Annotated in this window: 18 protein-coding genes and 1 pseudogene; 16 read left to right on the forward strand and 3 right to left on the reverse strand. The window is 42.5% G+C overall.

Annotation, left to right across the window (positions count from 1 at the left end):
- The first annotated feature begins 1 nt into the window (after position 1).
- Positions 2-1,750: a type VI secretion system baseplate subunit TssF gene (gene tssF / locus APB76_RS17785; RefSeq protein WP_054961359.1), complete on the forward strand. Its 1,749-nt coding sequence runs from the start codon at positions 2-4 to the stop codon at positions 1,748-1,750.
- The gene (gene tssG, locus APB76_RS17790) at positions 1,747-2,745 is read left to right on the forward strand and encodes a type VI secretion system baseplate subunit TssG (RefSeq protein WP_049846757.1); all 999 of its coding nucleotides are present in this window, start codon (positions 1,747-1,749) and stop codon (positions 2,743-2,745) included. Before tssF ends, tssG begins: the two co-directional genes overlap by 4 nt.
- 46 nt (positions 2,746-2,791) lie before the next feature.
- Here tssG and APB76_RS17795 read toward each other — a convergent pair whose 3' ends face one another.
- From APB76_RS17795 to APB76_RS17805, 3 genes are read right to left on the reverse strand one after another with little or no spacing between them, the layout of a single operon-like run.
- A complete protein-coding gene (locus tag APB76_RS17795; RefSeq protein WP_049846758.1) occupies positions 2,792-3,244 on the reverse strand; it encodes an Lrp/AsnC family transcriptional regulator in 453 nt (150 codons plus the stop codon).
- A gap of 31 nt (positions 3,245-3,275) precedes the next feature.
- On the reverse strand, positions 3,276-6,662 hold the full coding sequence (tssM, locus tag APB76_RS17800; RefSeq protein ID WP_054961360.1) for a type VI secretion system membrane subunit TssM: 3,387 nt from the start codon (positions 6,660-6,662) through the stop codon (positions 3,276-3,278).
- A gap of 24 nt (positions 6,663-6,686) precedes the next feature.
- Positions 6,687-7,979 carry a type VI secretion system ImpA family N-terminal domain-containing protein gene (locus tag APB76_RS17805; protein ID WP_054961361.1) on the reverse strand — a complete coding sequence of 431 codons (1,293 nt, stop codon included), beginning with the start codon at positions 7,977-7,979 and terminating at the stop codon, positions 6,687-6,689.
- A gap of 664 nt (positions 7,980-8,643) precedes the next feature.
- Between APB76_RS17805 and APB76_RS17810 the strand changes: the two genes are divergently transcribed.
- The 14 genes and pseudogenes from APB76_RS17810 (at position 8,644) to APB76_RS17875 (ending at position 21,152) form a co-directional block, all read left to right on the forward strand.
- Complete coding sequence (locus tag APB76_RS17810; protein ID WP_054961362.1) at positions 8,644-9,246, forward strand: porin family protein; 603 nt, start codon at positions 8,644-8,646, stop codon at positions 9,244-9,246.
- 9 nt (positions 9,247-9,255) lie between these two features.
- The gene (locus tag APB76_RS17815; RefSeq protein ID WP_054961363.1) at positions 9,256-10,746 is read left to right on the forward strand and encodes a type VI secretion system-associated FHA domain protein; all 1,491 of its coding nucleotides are present in this window, start codon (positions 9,256-9,258) and stop codon (positions 10,744-10,746) included.
- A complete protein-coding gene (gene tssJ, locus APB76_RS17820; protein ID WP_074181729.1) occupies positions 10,739-11,242 on the forward strand; it encodes a type VI secretion system lipoprotein TssJ in 504 nt (167 codons plus the stop codon). The genes APB76_RS17815 and tssJ overlap by 8 nt, the downstream gene beginning before the upstream one ends.
- Positions 11,243-11,253: 11 nt before the next feature.
- Positions 11,254-12,579 carry a type VI secretion system baseplate subunit TssK gene (tssK, locus tag APB76_RS17825; protein WP_049846763.1) on the forward strand — a complete coding sequence of 442 codons (1,326 nt, stop codon included), beginning with the start codon at positions 11,254-11,256 and terminating at the stop codon, positions 12,577-12,579.
- Positions 12,576-13,376 carry a type IVB secretion system protein IcmH/DotU gene (gene icmH, locus APB76_RS17830; protein WP_049846764.1) on the forward strand — a complete coding sequence of 267 codons (801 nt, stop codon included), beginning with the start codon at positions 12,576-12,578 and terminating at the stop codon, positions 13,374-13,376. The genes tssK and icmH overlap by 4 nt, the downstream gene beginning before the upstream one ends.
- Positions 13,377-13,517: 141 nt before the next feature.
- The gene (locus APB76_RS17835) at positions 13,518-15,710 is read left to right on the forward strand and encodes a PAAR-like domain-containing protein (RefSeq protein ID WP_054961364.1); all 2,193 of its coding nucleotides are present in this window, start codon (positions 13,518-13,520) and stop codon (positions 15,708-15,710) included.
- 2 nt (positions 15,711-15,712) lie between these two features.
- Positions 15,713-16,303, forward strand: a complete 591-nt coding sequence (locus APB76_RS17840; RefSeq protein ID WP_054961365.1) for a hypothetical protein — start codon at positions 15,713-15,715, stop codon at positions 16,301-16,303.
- 12 nt (positions 16,304-16,315) lie between these two features.
- Positions 16,316-16,852, forward strand: coding sequence for a hypothetical protein (locus APB76_RS17845; RefSeq protein WP_054961366.1), 537 nt, complete (start codon positions 16,316-16,318; stop codon positions 16,850-16,852).
- 67 nt (positions 16,853-16,919) lie between these two features.
- Positions 16,920-18,179: pseudogene (locus tag APB76_RS17850) on the forward strand (PAAR-like domain-containing protein); the annotation flags it as partial.
- 7 nt (positions 18,180-18,186) lie between these two features.
- Positions 18,187-18,951 (forward strand): AHH domain-containing protein, encoded by a 765-nt coding sequence (locus APB76_RS17855; RefSeq protein ID WP_054961368.1) that lies wholly within the window; start codon positions 18,187-18,189, stop codon positions 18,949-18,951.
- A 3-nt stretch (positions 18,952-18,954) separates the two neighbouring features.
- Positions 18,955-19,527 (forward strand): imm11 family protein, encoded by a 573-nt coding sequence (locus APB76_RS17860; protein WP_054961369.1) that lies wholly within the window; start codon positions 18,955-18,957, stop codon positions 19,525-19,527.
- A 9-nt stretch (positions 19,528-19,536) separates the two neighbouring features.
- Positions 19,537-20,028: a hypothetical protein gene (locus tag APB76_RS17865; protein ID WP_054961370.1), complete on the forward strand. Its 492-nt coding sequence runs from the start codon at positions 19,537-19,539 to the stop codon at positions 20,026-20,028.
- 213 nt (positions 20,029-20,241) lie between these two features.
- Positions 20,242-20,799: an imm11 family protein gene (locus APB76_RS17870; protein WP_054961371.1), complete on the forward strand. Its 558-nt coding sequence runs from the start codon at positions 20,242-20,244 to the stop codon at positions 20,797-20,799.
- Positions 20,796-21,152 carry a hypothetical protein gene (locus APB76_RS17875; RefSeq protein WP_054961372.1) on the forward strand — a complete coding sequence of 119 codons (357 nt, stop codon included), beginning with the start codon at positions 20,796-20,798 and terminating at the stop codon, positions 21,150-21,152. The genes APB76_RS17870 and APB76_RS17875 overlap by 4 nt, the downstream gene beginning before the upstream one ends.
- The last annotated feature ends 7 nt before the right edge of the window (positions 21,153-21,159 follow it).

A 21,159-nucleotide genomic window follows, 5' to 3' on the forward strand; every position in this document is an offset into this window, starting at 1 on the left:
TTTGAGCAACAGTAAGTACTTTCAAGATGAGCTCACGTATCTGCGTGAAGCTGGTAGCGAGTTTGCTAAATATCACCCGAAGTTAACGCACTTTCTTTCGGAAGGAACCTTTGACCCTGATGTAGAGCGACTGCTTGAAGGTTTTGCATTCCTTACAGGTAGAATTCGCGAAAAAATTGATGATGAATTGCCAGAGCTTACCCAGTCATTAATGACCTTGTTGTGGCCTCACTACATGCGTTCGGTACCGTCTTTGTGTATCAGTGAGCTAAAGCCCCATACCGGAAGTGTAACGGAAAAAACCGTTGTAAAAAGAGGGGCAGAGATGGCGAGCGAGCAAGTAGAAGGAACGCAATGTTTGTTTCGCACTTGCTACGACGTTGACTTATATCCCATCACGATCACTGGCATAGAGCAAACCAATAGTCGCACCAGTTCAACGATTGATGTCACGCTTTCAACGGAGCATGGTCTTGAACTGTCTCGTATCGGCTTAGATACGCTTAGGCTACATCTCCATGGCGAAATTCACATATCACGCACGGTATTCTTATGGTTGTTCAGGTACCTAGATTATGTAGAGCTAGATGTAGGCGGTGGCTATAAGCATAAGCTTGGTCCAGAGTTTGTTAAGCCAGTCGGGTTCGAAGAGGAAGAAGCGTTACTTCCTTACAGCAAAAACTCTTTTGCAGGCTATCGATTGCTGCAAGAGCTATTCTCATTACCTGACAAGTTTATGTTCTTTGATATTCACGGCTTAGAGTGGCTCAAAGGCGTTCCTCAACGCAGCAATGTAAACATTAAGTTTCATTTTAAACGTGCGTTGCCGTCAGAAGTGGTATTAAAGGACAAGCATTTACGCTTGCACTGTACACCAGCGGTCAATTTATTCGAAAAAGACGGTGACCCGATAAGGTTAGAGCATCGACGTAACGAATATAAAGTACGTCCTCAAAGTACTAGCCAAGAGCATTATGAAGTTTACTCCATTGAGCATGTTGAAAGTTGGAGTAAAGATGAACGGCGCCGCAAACCATTGATTGAGTTTGAGACTTTCGAACACCAAATCAATCAACGAGATAAACGTGAGTTTTATAAATCGAAGGTGGGTGAACGTGTAAGTGGCCGCGGATTAGAGCGATATATTTCCTTTCACACCCATAATGGTGACATCGCCGATCTAGGTTCTGAAACGGTATTGATGAAATTGCAATGTAGCAATGCAGATTTAGCCGAGCGATTATCCGTCGGAGATATCACTTATGCCACTCACAAGTCACCGACATTTGCGACGTTCGAGAATATTACTAAGCCAACGCAATCTGTCAGCCCTCAAGTCAATGGTGAGCTACAGTGGCAGCTAATTGCAAACATGTCGTTGAACTATTTGTCTTTAGCAAATATCGATGTTCTTAAGGTTTTACTATCGACATACGATTTTCATTCTCGCGTTGACAGGCAGGCACATCGAGCTTCAATACATCGACTGGATGGCATTATTTCTTCTGAGATGAAGCCTATCGATCGTGTGTTTAGAGGTGTCTCGGTGCGTGGCAATCAGTTCAAGTTAGTCACCAACTCAAAATACTTTGTTAATGAAGGCGATATGTTTTTGATGGTGAATGTACTGAACGAGTTCATCAGGCTTTATTCAAGTGTTAACTCATTTACAGAACTTGAGGTCTTTGATGAAGCGAGTGGCGAAGTATACAGGTGGGCAAGCTTAATCGGACAACAGACAATATTATGATCAATGTACTATCTGAAGAGTCGTACGAGTTCAGCTTCTACCAGGCAGTGTTGTTGCTCGAAAAGCACTATCAGCGCCTACCTGATTCCAATTTTACTGCGGTGGGTGAAAACAAGTACTTTCACCAAGAACGTATCGAGTTTAGTGTATCGCCGAAGTTAAGCTTCCCTAAAAGTGACATGGACTTCATTGTCCATATGGAACGTAATGGCCAGCAATACTCTCGAATTGAAACCAATTTTCTAGGTTTACACGGAGCCAGTTCACCGTTACCCGCATCATACACGGAAAAGCTAGCAGGCAGAGATCCAGAAGATAATCCGGTTAAGGGGTTCTTTGACTTCTTCCATAATCGTTATACGAGCTTACTTTATCGTGTATGGAAAAAGTATCGCTATCACGTTCAGTATCAAAGTGGTGCTAGCGATGCATTCTCAGGCCGGATACTGCATTTAGCGGGTCTGTCTGGCGTGATGCAAGATTGTGATGTCGCTGAGCTTGATAGGGCAAAAATACTATCTTACGTTAACCAATTATCCACACGGACGCGCTCCCCTAAGTTGATTGCGGGGATTGTTTCTCACTACTTCTCTCTGCCGAGCGTGAGAATTGAAGAGTGGGTTTACCGAAGAGTAAATATTGCTGAGTGTCAGAGAAACAAGTTAAACCGATCCAATTGTGTCTTAGGTCAGACTCTACACTTAGGTCAAAGTATTGCTGACTTAAATGGCAAGTTTAACCTATGTATAGATGATATCGACTTTGCCACTTTTAGACGCTTCTCATATGGTGGTGAGTTGCACAATACATTGGTTGGGTTGATGCGATTTATACTGCGTGACCCTATGTCTTGGGATCTAAAGCTAACGGTGAACCTTGATACAGTGCCTGCGAATAAACTGGGTCATGGGGAAGGGAATAGCTTAGGGCAGACGGTATGGTTAGGTAACCCCAGTGAGAAAGACGTTAAGATTAAAGTTATTGGAAGTATTTAAAAAGCCGCTCGAAAGAGCGGCTTTTTTCAATGGAATAGATCGACTACTAACGACTAATCGGTTGGTGGAGTACTACAGTCGTATCCAGCTTTTGAATCCCACTAAAAGACTCAATCTCATTGGATAGATGGTGAATAGATTGTAGGTCCGGTGCTTCGATCAGGGCAATAATATCGAAGTTGCCGCCAACAACACTCGTTAAGCGTACTTCCGGGATCTCTTTAAGCGCGTTTGTGACATCGTTTTTTTTGCCTTTCTCACAAGAAATAAGCAAGTAGCTCGCTGCCGTACGCCCTTCGTTTTCGACACGTATTTGAGCAGTATATCCTTTGATAATACCAGTCTGCTCTAATCGGTTGATTCGCTCGGCCACTGCTGTACGAGACAAACCGATGTTACGAGATAGGTTTGCGATTGACTGACGTCCGTTTGATAACAGGCTCGAAAGTATTTTTCGATCCAACTTATCTAAGCCTTGTAAAGTCATGTTAGAAATCATGTGTTCTGCCTAGTTTATTTTTATATATTTATTAAATTGACTCTGGAAGAGTAAAGTTATACAGCTCCGCTAGAGTAAACGGGTTTTTCTGTGTCAATGGGGTGATACGAAGGCTCAAATCCCGTCCTGACACTTTTATGTTACTGACGAAGCTACCGTTATGAGTGTTTGTCAGGGACGAATCACCTAGCAATCTATATATCGCCCATTGACCACTCTTATTTAATACGTGCTGTTTACCTTCGTCGGTTACATCTTGGATCGTGATGCTGATGTTGAAGTCACCGTTTTGTGGTGGCCACTCCATTTCACGAATTCTGCTTGGACCGTGATAGTAGCTGATATCAGTGTCAGCAATTTTTATACTGGCTCTGATGGCACTTGAATCAAGGTCTAGTACTTTGGTGCTAAAAGGTATGTTAACGCGGTTAGTACTTTTATTAATTAGCGTATCTCTTATGACATTGTAGTTGCGTAGCTGCACCAGCATCGCAGGAGAGAGTGGCATAGTCTCGCCATCAACCTGTTTTGGTGTCCATAAGTTGGTGTCATAAAACGGTGCAAAGTTCTTTTGTATAAATGTGTCTAGTAGTCCACCCGACGCGAAGAGTAGCTCAAAGTCTTCAATCGAGATTTCTTCTGTTGCCGATAGATCGAAAGGGTACTTGCCGAGGCCGAGTTCTTTAAACTTGGTATAAACCTCGCTATACCATTGAGTTTGAATGCCTTTTGACGATTCAGTAATCATCACCGACCAACTCTGTTGTACGACGCCAAGAAGCCAACTTCTGACTGGCTCAGGCGATTTTTGCGCTATTTGTTTGAGTTTAATTAGCGGATCAGCATCCGTACTGTTCATTCGATGCTGAGCAGCGGCCAACGCTGCCATTTGTGGATCTGGCGCATCAGCAATGTCTTTCATGTAGGTACGAACGCGGCTAAGAGCTGCAATTGTTTCGTCCCACGGTGTCGGAGAGTTTGGAGTTTCACTTACTTGCAGTTGGTTTAGCAAATGGAAAGCCTGCTCGACACGTTTCATCAGTAGGTAATCAGGTTTGATCACTTCTTCTGCTGCTTCTGAAGCAGAGTTGACGACATCTAGTAGCTTTGGATTGACCTTTGAAACTAGCGCATTTTGTTCTCCTACAGGAGAGAACTGAGTATTGGCGTAGACCTGCTTCAATACAGTAGTCAAAGGAGATGACGGCCCCGAGATCAAATCTACGGCATTGGTTAGATCGCCAACATTATCATAGTGCTGTACTTTGAGTTCACTCAGCGCGTTACGCCAATAGCTAATGTAGTCATCAGTATATTTCTTGCGGACCTGGTCTTTAAAGGCCTCTTGTTCTTGCGCAGTAGGGATAACATGATTCGACAATCCAAGTACCCAGTTGTCACTAATGACTTGTTGAGACAATAAATCTACACGAGGACGATAAAAAGTGCTGAAGCCTGTGGAAGTGTAGGCTTTGTCAATCGCCAATCGTTCTGCATCAGTAGGTGTAGAAAAGATGTTGCTAAACTCAAACCCAACAGCACGTTGAAGATCTAAAGTGCCCAAACCAATGGCTTTTGCTTGGCCTAATATGCCAGCGTAGACAAGGTCAACATTGGAGTTCGATAGCAACGAACGTCGAGTGGCACGAACGATGTCCATACTTATGTTTACAGGGGCAAATTCAGTACGGAAATAAGCATCTAGATAGCTCATCGTCTGCTGCACCAGTTCAGGCTCACTTAGTTCGCCAAGCACTTCTAAAGTTTGGTTGCGAAGAAAAGTGATATCTCGCTTAGAAGGGTCATGGAGCATTAAGTACCCTTTAAGCAATGGCATCGAATGATTGACGTCATGAAGATTTTGCGTCAATTGAATACGATAACCACTTTCTAAAATCGGCATTATTTGCTGAGACACCTGTTGGATGAGTGCCCCATACGCGATTTTAGTACTTTCGTCTAAACGGCTAATATTCAGTGGCAATAGTTCGTCATCTAGAGCTTTTGAGCCACTTAACCATGCATTGTACGAAGGCTGGACTGCTTTGTTCGCATCAGAGAGTAAAGTGTTAAAGTCTGAGTTTTGATCTCTTTGACTTTTGTCGTCAATTCCAAGCAGCTGGTTGATGACACGTAAATTACTATCTAGCGTAGTAGCGAAGAAGTAACCACCGCCGACAAGTAAAACAACGGACGCCAGCATGGCTAGACGACTTTGCCTTTGAATTATACGAAGGTAAGTTTTGTTCTCTCCGGCGAAGTCACTTTCAGGCAATACCTGAGAATCCATTAAAAATCGTGAAAAGTAAGGGGTTTCTGTTAAGTGAGTATGCTCTGATGCAATGATCGGTAAGTTAAAATAGTTGCTACAACTTTTGGCTAATAAGTTGTACTTTCGACCACCTTGTAAGCTAGAGCAGAAGAAAATTTCACGGATGTCTAACGCGTATAAGCCACTATTTGCTTCGCAAAGACGATCAAGAATGTAGCCGATCTCTGGTTGACAGAGCTCGAACTGCTTTGGAAATGAAAGAATGGCTTGTTTCTCTGCAACATCGTTCGATGCTGATGAAGAGTCTAGCGCATTAGTCTCAAGTACTTTTACTAGGTTCTGATAGCTGTCACGGTAGTACTCAGTCAAGACCCCTTTTGCTTCTTTTAGTGGAATAGAAAGGAACTCCACACGAGATTTGAGTGAGCTGAAACCTACATATTCTTTGAAGCCATCAAGCTTATCTAACTTGGACATCATTAAGTACACAGGCAGAGCTGACGATGTTTTTTCGCTGATAGACTTCATGCGCTCTAGCAATGCGGTCATCGTATAGTCTTTTTGCTCTGGCTCTGAAATGATGAGGAATTCAAAGTCAACAAACAGTAGGCAGCCAGAAAAGGGCTTGCGTGGTCGATAACGGATCACTTCGTCAACAAACGTGGTCCAAAGAGATGCGTCGCTGCTTGAGACCTCTTGGAATACCAACCTTTGATCTGGTTTTACATAAACAGCATTGTCAGATTCGTACCATTGGAAAAAATCGTTTTTCGCGGTGCGAGTCTTGTCCATAGGTTTAATGGCACTAGAGTTAAACAAAAACTGACATCGCCCAGACGCTTTATTACCAATCATCAAGTAAATTGGCTTTTTACCTGCGTTGGCAAGTAATGGTCGTATGACCATAGATAGAGCTTCTTCTTCTGTCTCGAGGTGCTGCGCTTTTAAGTTATTTTTCTTCTTATACCAAAGCGTGATCTGAAAAATTAGATAAAAAGCAAATATCGCAGCCAGCCCTATCCACAGATACAGCTTTTTTGCATCTTCAAGCCAGAATAAATATACGGCGGTCAGTGTCGCTGCGAGGAGCAAAGCAACGACGGTGGAAACCACGATTGGGTTTCTAAGTATTTTTTGTTTGAACATAAGCCTACGTTTTTTTTGACGTTGTTATTTATTGTCGGTTTTGACTATTTTTATTTGCTTTAACTTGTATAGATAGGTGTTAAGCAACAGGAGAGAACGCTCTACTTCCGATTGTTGCTGTTGTTTTTCCGCGTATTCAATTCTACCTAGTAAAGGAAATAGTGAGTTGCTGTATTTATATGCTGCGATTGCATCTTGATCTGAGTTCTGATTTGCGACATTGGCGAAGACAGTTCTAGCATGTGCAAACCGCTTGTGAATGTTAGCGAATTCGTGCTCGAAATTGCCGCGTTGTGCTTCGAAACCCTCGCGAAGTTGCGAAATAGAAGATGAGTCAGGATAAAGCGCAGTTAATTTTAAAGTCAGCTCATCGATTACTTCGATATTACTGACTTTGACAGGGTCAAAATACCAATTGGTCATAAGGGAGCTAAGGCGGTCTACCGCAGGTTTTCTTAGCGTTGCTGTATGGCGTTTGTTTTCATGACTAAGAGAGTCAACGATGGAAGACAGCTCTGTTAAAGATGCATCGTTAATCTGTTGCTTAAGCGAAGAGTACTCATGTTGCTTATGAATGAAATGTGCAGAAAAGGCAACGAAAATTAATCCGATCAGTGCATAAATGGCGACGTTACTGGATTTTGCCTCTTTTACTTCAGGCGTGTTTTTTGCTCCGACAGGCTTTGTTGGAGGCGCTATCTCAACTTTGATTCCAGGTACCGGCGGTTCTGTGCTTCTAGGCTTTGGTTTATTTGCTGTTTCTAGCGCTATGCGTGCTTCTTTGAACTCTTCAATCCATTGATTCAATATGCGACGAATACGACCAAATGAAGGCGCTTTAATGCCATAGTGCAGGCGCAGTTCTTCTTCAATACGTAGGCATAGTTGGTGGGCTGCTTCTATGAGTGGTAGCTCTTCAGGGCGAGGAGTGTACTTTTTAATACGTTTTTCAACATATTCGACCATCCACTCAATGGCACTCATTCGAGCATTTGGCTTAGAGTGCTCAGGAAAAGCAGAGTACCAGTAGACAATACACAGATCGAGTAGCGAGTTAAGGCCTTCGACGAGTCCTTTTAATCCTTCATTATGGGTTGACGCAACAGTGTAGTAGCAACTACAGCGAAAGTCCTTGCCATGAGAGGTGAGGATTTTTTTTGATAATGTCTGAACAATTTTCCATGACACTCGACCTGTCACTTTATTCAAGTTATTTATTTGACGCTTGATCTCATCAAAATCATCTAAGCCGTTAGGGTTTAAACCGCTTGGATTATTTTCATCGATCGGCCTTCTGGCGAAGTCGCTGAAAAACATAATTCTAGTACCAACTGTTCAATAAATGTCCACACTATGTTGTGTGGTACGAAATATTATTATTAAGACTGATTAATCTTTTTTTTTGGGGATTTTATAGTCAAAAGAAAGAAATTGAACAATAACTAGTAATAAAAAACATATAAATTAACTTAATGTGAGCTAGATTCACATTTTTTGTGTCTATCTTGAGACTATTAACATTAAGTTAAGTGCTACTGATCGCAGATATTGGAATTTTTTGTGCATATATTAGCCGTAAAATCATCAATCTCATTTATAAGACAGCCTGGTTATGGAATCAAAGTAACAGCTTCCATGTCTATGTTTATTAATTAGAGATAATTTTTCTTAATTATAGAGAATTTTTATAAATTGGAGAGCGCTTGAGTCATCGATGACAATCAAGCTTATGTCGTGTTCAAGTTTTGACATAGTTTTCGAAGCTCGGTTGATAGCGGTTCGGTTAACAATTAGGCGATTTAGGCTAATTAAGCCTGTTTAAGTAGATCCGACTTTGTGCAATTTATAATAGTTAAATTGCTTTTATTTATAGTAGAAATGCCTTATTTGATGGGGGTATTTTTTACCTTATTGAAAAAGAGAAGATTATTGATATCTTTCGCCTCTAATTCTAATCGTCGGTTTTTCCTAGAGGGACGAAATGCTAAAACCAAGTCAAGTCGGGCTGATTTCAGCTTTATGCCTATTCTCAACCTTTGCTGTAGCTAAAGGTGAGCGATACGGTGCATCGGTAAACATGCTAACTATCGATAGCATTACATATGATCAAGGTTCTAGTGGAGAGCAAGATACATTTCGCTATGGCATCGTACATACCCGTCCGATTGATGAGAACAACAATCGCTGGCGATGGTGGCTTGGCCTAAACTACTTGTCTGAAGATGTTAAGGCTCCAGCAAACGGCGTTTATCAAGAAACAACTAATTTCGAGTTGCGCGTTGTGCCTCAGTATGCACTCGAGACGTGGTCTGTTTTTACCCCATACATCGGTGCTGGCCTGTCGCTTGGTTACTCACAGTACTCAAACCGTTGGAAAGTAGACAACGAAGGCTTCAGATATGGTTCGCAACTTGAAGATATCGATCAATTTGAAGTGGGTGCCGTCGCGACAATTGGTACGGTAATCAAGTTAGGTAGTAATCCTGACGCACATATTCAAATCATTCCCCAAGCTTCCTATATCCTTCCTGTGGTTAATGATGGAATCGGCGGCGTTGAACTTTCTGTCTCACTGCTATTTTAAAGGTTAGCAATGCGCTTAAATCAGCTTGTTCTATTCATTTCTAAATGCCCAGAGGAGTACACTGGCGCCAAGCACATTGAAATGCCAGAAGGTGGCGGCTCAATAGGTAGGGCTGCCGGTTGTACTCTATCTCTTGCAGACCACAATAGATTCATATCCGGTACTCATTGCTTGGTAAGTGTTTATGGTGATACTCATTATATTAGTGATGTAAGTACCAATGGCATTATGGTCAACGGCAACAAGATTTTGAAAAATCAGCCAGTATCTATATGCAATGGTGATGTCATTTCGCTCGGACAGTATGAGATCGGAGTTTCCCTCGAACTTGTAACTACTAATCAAGATATAGCGGCTGACATTGCACCGGAAAGGGTGTCGAATGATCCACTGATCAATTTAGGCGAAGCAATGGTCGAAGAAGAAGACCAGAGCGGCGTACTAGAAGATCTGTTTATGGAAACAAAACAGGAAGAAGTGGATAGCCATGATCCTGTCGCGCACCTTAATTTTTCTATGCAGCGAGATGACGATTATCTGATTAAGGATGTAGAGCGCCCAGAGCAAACCAAGCCTATTTCAATCGAAAGTACTCGTCAGATTGCTGATGACAGCTTGAGTATTCATTCGGAATTTGATTTGCCAAACCTAATACCTGAAGACTGGTTCGGCGGCGGTAAGGCAAGTCAATCGAGTGCTAGTGAATCGATGCAAGTGTCCGATCTTGCAACTGAAAAATCACAAGTCACCAAAAGTATACCGACAAGTTCGCCTGTTACGCAGCCTGAAATAGCCGCGCAGCCGAAAGTCGAACAACCACTCACCACCTCGCAGGCTCCTGCGGAAGCAGTAGGGCAAAAGTGGGAAGAGGTTACACAGCCATTTACACCTTCATCTCATCAAGCTGACCAACCAGAACATTCGCAAATTGATCCTAAAGTGGGTTTATTTACTAGTGAACCTGAAGAGAGTAAGAGCCTCGCTCAATTTGACGATATCAGCCAAGCATTTTACGAAGGTCTTGGTATTAATAATTCAGAACTAATCAGAAACGATGCATCGCTTTTCAGGCAGATGGGAACGTGTCTGCGTTTATGCATGGATAACTTGCAGAAAGACTTACGTGAAGTTGAAGCTTTAAAAGACGAGCCGAGCGCAAATGAACCTGCTGCTAACTTAGCTGAGTTGATGCTCACCTTGAACAGTCAGAATTTGCTTTCCCCCAATGAGCTGGTTGAACAAATGCTTGATGAGCTTAACGATCATCAAGTCATGTTTAACCGCGCCCTCAATGATCTTCTGGTTGAGCAATCAAAAACAAATGACCCCGAGGCTTTTGCTAGTGAGCGTGCAAAAGGATCTTTGTTTACAACTAAATCCAAGCTTTGGGCAGAGTATCTCGACTTTTACGCCAGCAATCGCCGCCAGTTCAATGAAGGCTCATTGAGTGGACTGATTAAGAAAAATTACAACAAAGCTTTAAAGGGAAACCATGCGTAGAATCATCGTATTAATTGGCTTTGCTCTACTACTGTCTGGGTGTGCGATGTGGGAGCAGTTTAAAGAGTCTTCCGGCATTACCCCCGAAACATCGTCAATTGAGCTGGTTATTGAGGCTTCATCAGTATTGAATGTTCGCGAAGGGGGGCAGTCTTCACCTGTCATCCTGCGCATTCATGAACTCACATCTCCGGTGCTTTTCCGCAGCTTAGATTTCTTTGCATTGTTTGAAAATGACAAAGCTTCACTCGGTGATGAATACATCAAGCGTTACGAATATCAAATACAGCCGGGCGATAAGATTCACGAGTTGCTGATCTTAGCACCCGAAACAAGAGCAGTAGGCTTTTCGGTAGCGTTTCGCGATATAGACGGATCTTCATGGCGCAAAGTCGAGATCATTGAAGAGAAGAGTGAATACTTTTTAAACCTCAACATTGAAGGCAGTGAGTTAACGTCAAATAATACTCGCGGCATTGAACAAGTTTACTTTTAAGGGATAGAACCATGTCTTTATACAATCCAGTTGTTTGGCAAGATGGAATGTTCATGAAGCCGCAGCATTTTCAGCAGCTTGATCGTTCGCAAAGTAAACTGTCTAGCATGCTAAGCTCTGTTGCATCGCCGCTTCATTGGGGTATCAAACGGTTAGAGATCAACTCGCAGTTATTGGCGTTAGGCAAGATTGGCATTACGCGCGCCGAGGGAATCCTTCAAGACAGAACGCCATTTGATCTGCCATTATTGGCTGAACTACCAGAAGTAAAAGATGTTGATCCCTCTATTGCAGATAAAGTGGTTTATCTATGTTGTCCACTGCCATCTGAGCGTTCGGAACTTTTTGGTACAGATAAAGACGATGCGCGCTACACCATTGAATCGCAAGAAGCGGTAGATGCGTGCTACGACTCTGAAGATATGGCCAATATAGCGGTGGGCAAGCTTAACTTCCGATTAATGTACGATCACGAAGACAAAAGTGCCTATACATCGATTCCAATCCTAAAAATTTCAGAAGTTAAGCCTGATGGCAGCGTTATTTTAGACGACAGCTTTATTCCAACCTGTATTGATATTCATGCTTCTGCAGTGCTAAGTAAATTTGCCACTGAGTTTGCTTCTATGCTCAAACACAGAGCAGAGTCGATAGTCGAAAGGCTGGGTGTGGTTGATCAGCAGGGGGTATCTTCAGTGTCTGACTTTATGCTGTTGCAGGCACTTAACCGATACGAACCGCTTTTCTGGCACTATGAAAGTAGTGAAGGCATTCACCCGGAGTCTTTATACCGTACACTGCTGCAAGCGGAAGGCGAGCTTTCTACCTTATGTTCTGCGTCGCGCAGGCCGATTGAGTTTACCAAATACAACCATGGTGATTTGAGCAGCTGCCTTTCGCGTACGTTAGATAGTGCGAAAACAACCTTAAGTGTGATGTCTGAGCAGCGTGCAATTCCACTTACATTGAAAGATCAAAACTATGGCATTAGAACGGCTGCACTTCCTGATAGCAAGCTGATTGATACCACGACCTTCATTCTTGCGGTTAAAGCCGATGTTACGCTCGATGTGCTACATACTCAGTTTGTTAGCCAGACTAAGATCGGCTCAATCGACAATATCCGTGATCTGATTAACCTGCAATTGCCGGGAATCGAGATCAAGCCTATGCCTGTTGTGCCACGCGCTCTACCATACCATGCAGGTTACACCTATTTTGAGCTTGATAAGAGTGGCGAAGAATGGGCAGCACTGAAAAACACTGCAGCGATCGCCGTTCATATCGCAGGTGATTTTGCTAACCTATCATTGCAACTATGGGCCGTACGTCTATGAGTTATGCAGAAACTGATTTAACGGTAGTACTGTTCCAGCCGGAACCAGGGAAACCGCTGGAGGTAATGCCACCTCCGGATCTCTCACGCAATATCGCGGTACAAGACCTTAACATCGAATCGATGGGAATTAATCCCTTGGTCGATCAGTTCTCTTGGCTAATTGCGACTTTGTCTTGTATGTCATCTATCCCGTGGTTAGACGACCCAATGCCATTTCGTGAAGAGGTGGCACGAGAGATCCGCAAGGGCGAGCGCAAACTTAACGAGATGGAACTAGACCGCGCTTCAATACTGGTTATCCGCTACTGTTTGTGCGCTGCGATTGATGAATCGGTATGCCGACAAGAGTGGGGGGCAAATAGCCATTGGAGTCAGAACAGTTTGTTGTCTGAATTTCACAATGAAACCTCTGGTGGCGACAAGTTCTTCATCATTCTAGAGCGACTAAAAGCAGACCCGCGAAAGTACCGTCATGTGATTGAGTTCCTTTACCTGCTACTGCAACTTGGTTTTCAAGGTAAGTATGGCCGTGAAGAGCGCGGAAACGAAAAGCTTTCAGAGATTGGTAACACCATATATCGCCTTGTGCGCGATGACCGCCTAGCGGAGCAAGAAAAAGTCTCTTTAGTTAACCTAAAAGCTAAGTACATAAAGAAACCGCTCAAAAGAGTGGTTTCGCCTAAGTTGATACTGGGCATTAGTGCACTTACTTTTGCTGTTATGTATGCAGCGACTTACATCGTGATCGACATGAAGTTTCAGAAATTGCTAGAAGTCTATCAACAAAGTATGTAATTCAAAGTGAGATCTTCTACCAGATTTTTAAGTTAGCGTGATTTTTCAGGTCACTTCCGTGGAAATCACTAAGCATTTAGAGAGATTGCAATATGCGATCTCTTTTATTATTCACTCATTACATATTCATATGGATTGGTTATGGGCGTAACAGTTTGTGCAAATGGACTCAGCGTAGTTCATAAAGGGTCGGGCGGTGAAGCAAATGCCACGCTTCCCGACGTGTGTCTGACGACGGTAGGCAACTCGGTAGTGCCTATTCCGTATGGCAATAACGCAAAATCTGCTGATTTGGCCGATGGCACCACGACAGTGTCGATGGATGGTGGTAACAGCATTGCAATCAAAGGCAGTAAGTTCAGTGCCAGTACGGGTGATGCCGGTGGCGACAAAAAAGGCGTATCTTCAGGAACGATAGAAGCCGAAGCCGAATTTATTTCCGCTTCACCGACCGTTAAATTTGAAGGCAAGGGCGTGTGTCGCCTTTCCGATCAAATGACCATGAACAAAGCCAACACCATGTGTTTAGGTGGCGCCCAGAACCCATCTGTGACTGTGACGGAAGAAGCGAATGGTACTTTTACAGTCGATTTAGAATATCGTTATCCCGACGGAGACCCAGTATACAAAGCCGACTATAAAATACTGGATGGAAATGGTGGTGAGCATGTAGGTAGCTTAGATGAGAAGGGTAAGGCTTCGATTAGTGGGCTTCCACCAGGCTCCATTGATCTGTTTTTAGGTGAAGATAAAAGAGAAATCGAATCTACGAAACAACCGCAAGCAAATAGGGATTACCTTGAAGTACCAGGTCCTTTGGATCTCATAGATTTTGCACGGAAAGGACTAGTTACTTTTTGGGACGCAATTGAAATGCCGAGTGACTACGGTGAATGGACTTGGGGTGCAATCATGGGGGATTTCAATCAAGACCGAACGGCCGGACAGATTGCTTTTGATACAGCTATTACTGCGATACCATTAGTAGATCAGGTGGGTGATGGTCGTGATATTAGCGCTAACCTCTATGCTTTTTACAATCAAGATGACATCCGAGACGATGGAGAAAAGTATACAGACTTGGTGATAACTTTAGTCGGGTTTATTCCAACCGCAGGGAGCTTGCTCAAAGGCCTTTACAAAGAATTGAGGATATTGGGTAAAGCCGCTGATTTAGATATGGTCGCTGCTTTTCTTCGGGCGGGAGCCAAAGGCGATGTTGTAAAATGGCTGCAAAGCCTTGATGTTTCGGTTATTAAGAAGGATATCTACGGGCAACTGGATGATATCACTCAGTATGTAAAGAAATTGATGGATGCACTTGAACAAGAAAGTCGTATGCGGGGATATAACGTCGTAGCGGATGCTTATAAAGCGTGTAAAGACCAGCTAGATGAGTTTTTCAAAAAAGCAGACGGACCTATTTCGCGTGTTTTGAGTGACTTTGACGACAGGCTGCAGATGATCCTGCCAGAAGCGCCGTTGGTTACCTCAGGAAGCTCTTTCAGTATAGCAAGTGGTACAGCTCAGGGTGGCAGTCGTTCAGAGGTGATTAAAACCCGTAAGAAGACAAACAAGAAAACAGACAGCTGTCCACTATGCAAAAAAAAGATTGGCAAGGGAAAGAAAGAATGTGAGGGAGCCAAAGTAGGTTCCATTCGCAAAGCTGAGTTTGAACGAGCAGGGGATTCGCAATGGGAGCAGCTTAAAGCTCGCAATGGCTGGGCAACAAGAGCTTTTCACCCTTGGTTCTATAAATCTAATTCCGTCAATGCACACCATTTAATACCCGTGAATGCGTTTAGAGTAAAACGCCATAAAGACGGTAAAGCAATGACTGAGAAAAAACTGATGTTAAGGCGTATGGGGCAATACTGTGGTTATGATATAAACCACCCCAAAAATTCTGTTGTCTTACCAGCAACAGAAGAAGCTGCGTGCTACTTAGAAAAGCCATTGCATAATGGTCCGCATGACTGGGGGAGTCGAACAGGAAAACCTTATAACTACACAAATCAGTGTGCAGCGCTTACTCATCGGATTATTCGAAGTGAAATTAAGGATAGGATGAGAAGCGGAAGTTGTGGTAAAACTACTAACTCTACACTAATGAGTAAATTTAATGAGTCAAGCAATGAGATTCTCACATTTGTGAGTAATTTTATTTGGCCGTTATCGCAACAGGGTATGAACTTTAAGCCCGGCTCCAAGCCATATTTGGGGTGTCAAAATTCTGGTAACGGAATGCCGTGTAAAGCTCCTTCAAAGCATGTCCTTTTGCAACTAATATCCAAGACACAAATCGTAAATTATGACCTTAAAATAGGGCAGTAAACATGACTGATGTTCACAACGAATACGTAGTATTGCATTGCGGTACATATGAGGTGCCATCTCCTTCTTGTGTCTGTAGCAGAGACCATTATTTAACCGCTATGGCTCCTACCACATTTAAGGCACCTGTTAGAGCAGAATCACCCGCAGAGCCCGATGAGGGAGTTCCGCTTATTGACGCAATGGAACTTGATGGCTTACCAATGGTTTCTTCAGTGGTAAAGCAAGTATTAGAGTATCAAGACCTCTATCAGCTTCAGTTAGTACCTGCTATGTATACACATGCTGATAATACGGAGCATTTATACTGGGTAATGATGCTTGATAATGAAATTAAGGCTTACGATTTTGACAACGGACAATTTATTAGCCGTGGGGATAATGACAAGGTATCTGCGATTAATATTCGCCTCGATGCCAATAAGTTGCTAGCTATTCCACTTAATAAGCGTTTGATGTTTGAGATCTACGGTATGAGGGGAACTTATATTTTGCATAGAAGTGTCGCTGAAAAGCTGAGTGTTTTAGGGGCTAAAGGACTACACCTTGTTCCTCTCTTAGATTGGGACATGGGTTTTGGGTTTACGGTTTAAGGAATAATAGCAGTGCTTAACTATCAAATAGTTCATCGAGACAAAGAGTTTCAGAGAAACAATCGTTTGTTCCAAGCTAATAAAAAGCGAATGTTTTCGGTACAGCCAGACCTTGTCATTGATTTTGCTCAAAGCCCACGTTTGTTTTTTGCGAAGAAATACGCCGATATCCTGTCATCAATGGCTCCTGAAGGGATAGAGCGAATTAAAAACCCTTTTCGTCCATTGGAAGATCTTGACGCTCAAATTGATATTGGGACCGAAGAAGAACTAGAAACTATTGATGATATAGACTACGTATTTTTCCACGTATTTAATCGTTATGATGTGCTGGATGAAGGAGCGACACAATGGAATTGCGATATAGCTTCAATCGGTGCAGTTGCTGTCCCTATTTTGGATGAAAACAAACTCAATGCGATCCCTCTGCAACAACGCCTTTTGTTTAAGCTTGATCAAGACCCTTCATTTATGTTCGTACATGATAGTGTTGTAGACGCTATGCTGAACGCTAAAATGCAGGATATCTGGGTTCGTTGGGCTGAGTAGCGTTTGTAAGTGAATAATTTATAAGGGCGCCGAGAGGCGCTTTTTCTTTATATGCTTTCATTACTTTGGAAGACAAATAGGCGTATCTTCAGGAACGATAGAAGCCGAATTTATTTCCGCTTCACCGACCGTTAAATTTGAAGGCAAGGGCGTGTGTCGCCTTTCCGATCAAATGACCATGAACAAAGCCAACACCATGTGTTTAGGTGGCGCCCAGAACCCATCTGTGACTGTGACGGAAGAAGCAGAAGGGACTTATACAGTCGATCTATTCCTAACTTACTCTGACGGCGAGCCTGTGCAGGGCGCGACGTACAAGTTAGTTGATCAAACTGGAGCGACTTTTGAAGGAACGCTAGACAATAGCGGTAAAGCCACGGTCGGTGGCGTGGCCCCTGGAGAGTTTGACATAGAGTACGGAGAAGATAGTCGCGACTTTATGCCCAATGTTCCAACCAAAACCAACCCGAATTTTAATCCGAACGCCAACGCACAGCTGCTTATAGAAGAAGCGAAAAGAGGCGAAGTTGGTTTTTGGGAGAATGCCTGGAAACGCATGTCTGGTGCCGCCAGCTGGATTTGGGGTGTCATACTTGGTGATTTTAATGACGATGCTTCCGTAGAACAAATCATTGCCAACACAGCTTTGACCATGATCCCCGTTGTTGACCAAGCCGCCGACGTGCGAGATCTTTCTGCCAACGTGATGACGTTATTAAGTGAAGAAGAGCGCGATAAACCAGAAAACTGGTTGGCACTTTCTTTGACATTAATTGGCTGTATTCCGACGTTCGGCAGTGCAGTAAAAGGAACCTGTAAAGTTGCTTTGAAAGGCGGAAAGGGCACTTCAAAGGACACGTTACTTGCGGTTCTTCGTGGTATGGGTAAAGGTGACCCAGAAAAATTCTTACGTACTTTAGATTGGGTAGACTACGCAAAGCAGGCAAGTGGAATAATTTCTGACGTACTCAAGCCATGCATCGAAGTGGCAACCGAGCTTGCCTCTTACGCAAATAGAATGGGCGCAGACGAACTTGGTGCCTATTTCTTAAAGCTAGCCGATGAAGTGAAAATCATTGATAAAATGGTGCCAGATAAGCTACAAGAAGCGATGAAAGAGTTTGATAAGCTGTTTAAGCGAATCTTAGGCAAGAGTGAGAAAACTTATCCGGCGAAGGTTAAGCATAATACGGGTAAGTCGGCGCAGTCTGGTAAAAGTGCAGATAAGACGAATGAAGAGAAAGATAAGAAAGAAGTCAAATGTAAAGTATGTCGTCGAATAGCTGGCAAAAAGAAAGGTCAGTGTAAAGAAGCATTGAAGATGTGAGGATAATATGGGTATACAGAAAGATAAAGGACGCTGGACTCGCTCTAGTTTAAGCACTAGTAAGATCAATAAAATACGTGGTAAGCACCCTTTAAATTTTAAATCCTACTCAGTTGCAGCACACCACCTGATTTCATGTGAAGTAGCCAAAAAGCTATCTAATGTACGAAAAGATCAAATAGTCTATAAAGGCTATGATGTTAACTATTTGTTTAATCTGGCATTGTTGCCTACAATTGACCAAATATCTTGTCAATACATGGTACCGCTACATAAGTCGGGGCATACTGATCACCGATTAGAAGAGTATTACCAAAATGAAACTGGTACCAACATTGGTGATGATATCTCTACGCTTCAAGACAACGCTAACAATGAATCTGATTCATTTAAATCTGGAGTATTAGAGGAAGACTTATCTATCATTTCAAGCGTCACTGGGTACCATAAAGTAGTAGCAGCTATGTTGGCCAAAGCTTTGAAAGGCCTAGACTGCGATACCGATGCGCAAGAGTATGTGGACACATTAGATGAGTTGTCTATCGATATCGCTGACTTATTGGGCACTCACAAGCTTCATCTGATTGCCAGAGGGCGACATTTATCGCGTACCGGGGAAGGTTGTCATTTTTGTAGAGCAAATGTAGGGACTTCAAGAGTTCACTACCTTCAAAGTGATACTAGTTTTAAGAAAGAAGTGCCAAGTCAGTCTAAAGTCAACAAATTTAGTTTTGATGGTTTGACCTTAAAGACAATGGGAGAACAAGTTTAAATTATGAAATTCTCGATTATTAGCGAAAATTACCAAGTTTCGAGTACAAGTTTTACATGTGTAGACAACAGAGAACCTCTTTACAGTAAAGCAGATTACGAACCAACGAGTTCAGCAGAACCTATTGTTTGGGAGGCCACGGATGGCTCAATAAAAGGGGTGGGAAACATAGCAGACAACGGCGATCTTTGCGTAAGTAAGAAATTTGCTGAACTAGTTATGAGCTTTGACCCTTTTGGAATTGAATGCTATCCCGCAGAACTTAGATTGCAGGACGGGGTGCTTAAGAACAGATATTTATTGGCTTTGAATAATGTCATTGATGTCATTGATGAATCTAAATCAAGGACTAGAAAATCCCCCAAAAGAAATAAAATACTAATTATGGATCTCTATTTGTCTGAGGAAAAACTACTTAATACTCCATTCAATAAGAGAGTATTGTTCAGAGTAAAAGGTGCAGAAACAGCGACGATATTCTGTGAAGAAATTTATGATCTTGCGAGAAAAAGCTCACTATTTGAAGACTTAAGAATGTTCGAGTTGGACTGTGACCAAGAAGTACCAAAGTACTAGAGAATTGATATGAAAGAACAATATGTGATGCTCACTAAACAAAGCTTAGGTGATTTCCCTTTCAAACAAACTCCAAAGCCTATTGTACCAGTTGAGCCGGACTTACTATTGGAAATGACCTTTTCACCAAAGCTATTTATTATTGGTGATATTGCCTCAAAGGTAGAGCAGCTAGTGAAGCACGGTGTGGAATGGCTAGACGCTCGTGTCGATTGCTCCCCTAGCCAGCCTTCAGATGACCAAATCAAGGTTTACGAAGATTATCGAATGCCGTACATCCATCAATCCTATAAGTTGACGGACAAAGAAAAACAATACGGTAAGTTGAACTGGTTAGATGTTGATTCTACAGAGTTTGATTTCTCCAAGCTAGAGCATGTGCCTCTTGAAGAGCGTTTAATATTTAAGCTAGAAGAAGACTATGGCTTGGTATTTATACACGAAAGCGTGATTGAGCTACTCAAAAAACACGTCAAAGATGTCTGGGTAAGAGATGTATAGAAAGCGCCGAAAGGCGCTTTTTCTTTATCGGCTTTAGCCATTCCAGATGATATAGAAGCCTATCTTCAGTAATAATCGAAGCTGAAACTAAGCTTATTTCTACTTCACCAACCGCAAAGTTTAAAGGTAATGGTGTTTTAGAACGACTAAAGGCGGTATCCCCACGCACATTCCTTATTTAGTGGCTAGAATATCAAAGTTAGGATATTAAAAATGAATTACTATTTACTCTTTGGAAAGTTTGAAGATGGAGAGGGCTCATATAGTGTCCTTGACCCTTGGCGTTCTGCTTTAAAGTACTATGAGCCCAATATAAAGCTTACTAAAAACCTACCCAAAGTCACTGTAGATAAAGTGTATGATGAACGTGGAGTATCGGACTACTTGAAAATAGGAGTCGGCGCTTTAGCTAGCTTAAAAGTCCAAGAGGTTTTCTTTAACAATGGTTTCACGGGAATTCAATTTTTGCCCGTTGAAATAGAAAATGATGGACTTAATCATAGTTATGCATTTATGAATGTAGTGGCTCAATACGACCTACTTGAACCAATCAAATCGAAAGCAAAAAAGCTAAATAGTAAATTGGGAGGTTATACTCGTGTACGTAAAGAGTTAATTGACAAGGAAAAATTTTTCCACACTGACATCCAGTATGATTGTTTTACTCTCTCTAACTATAAAGTTCCATATTATGTTAGTGAGCAAGTAAAAGATGCGTTAGAAGCAGCTGGAGTTACTGGAATTGAATTTATACCGATGGAGTTTGCATGATCGAACAAAAGTTTCAGCAGCCTGGCTTGCTAGCACAAACAGAAGTCAACCCCTTGTTTTCCAGAATGGCTGATATTGTATTGGTTTTCTTTCCTACTCCTGGGGTGTTTATTCGAGATACGTTCTCAATTCCTGAAGAGTTTCAGGCAGAGAAAGCGATGTATTACGAATCGGATGGTGAACCTTTCGAAGATATGTATTTCTTTTTACCTGCTGTTTTACAGAGCCAATACGACTCGGAAAAAAATAATGCAGGTATTGTCTATGAGAAAGATGTGCTGAAGTTTTCTCCAGAATTGATAAAAGCATTAGCAGATCAAGCTAATAGCCCTATCGAGCATCGGTCAGGCTAGGGATACG

The sequence above is a fragment of the Vibrio bivalvicida genome, from assembly GCF_001399455.2.
Classification (GTDB): domain Bacteria; phylum Pseudomonadota; class Gammaproteobacteria; order Enterobacterales; family Vibrionaceae; genus Vibrio; species Vibrio bivalvicida.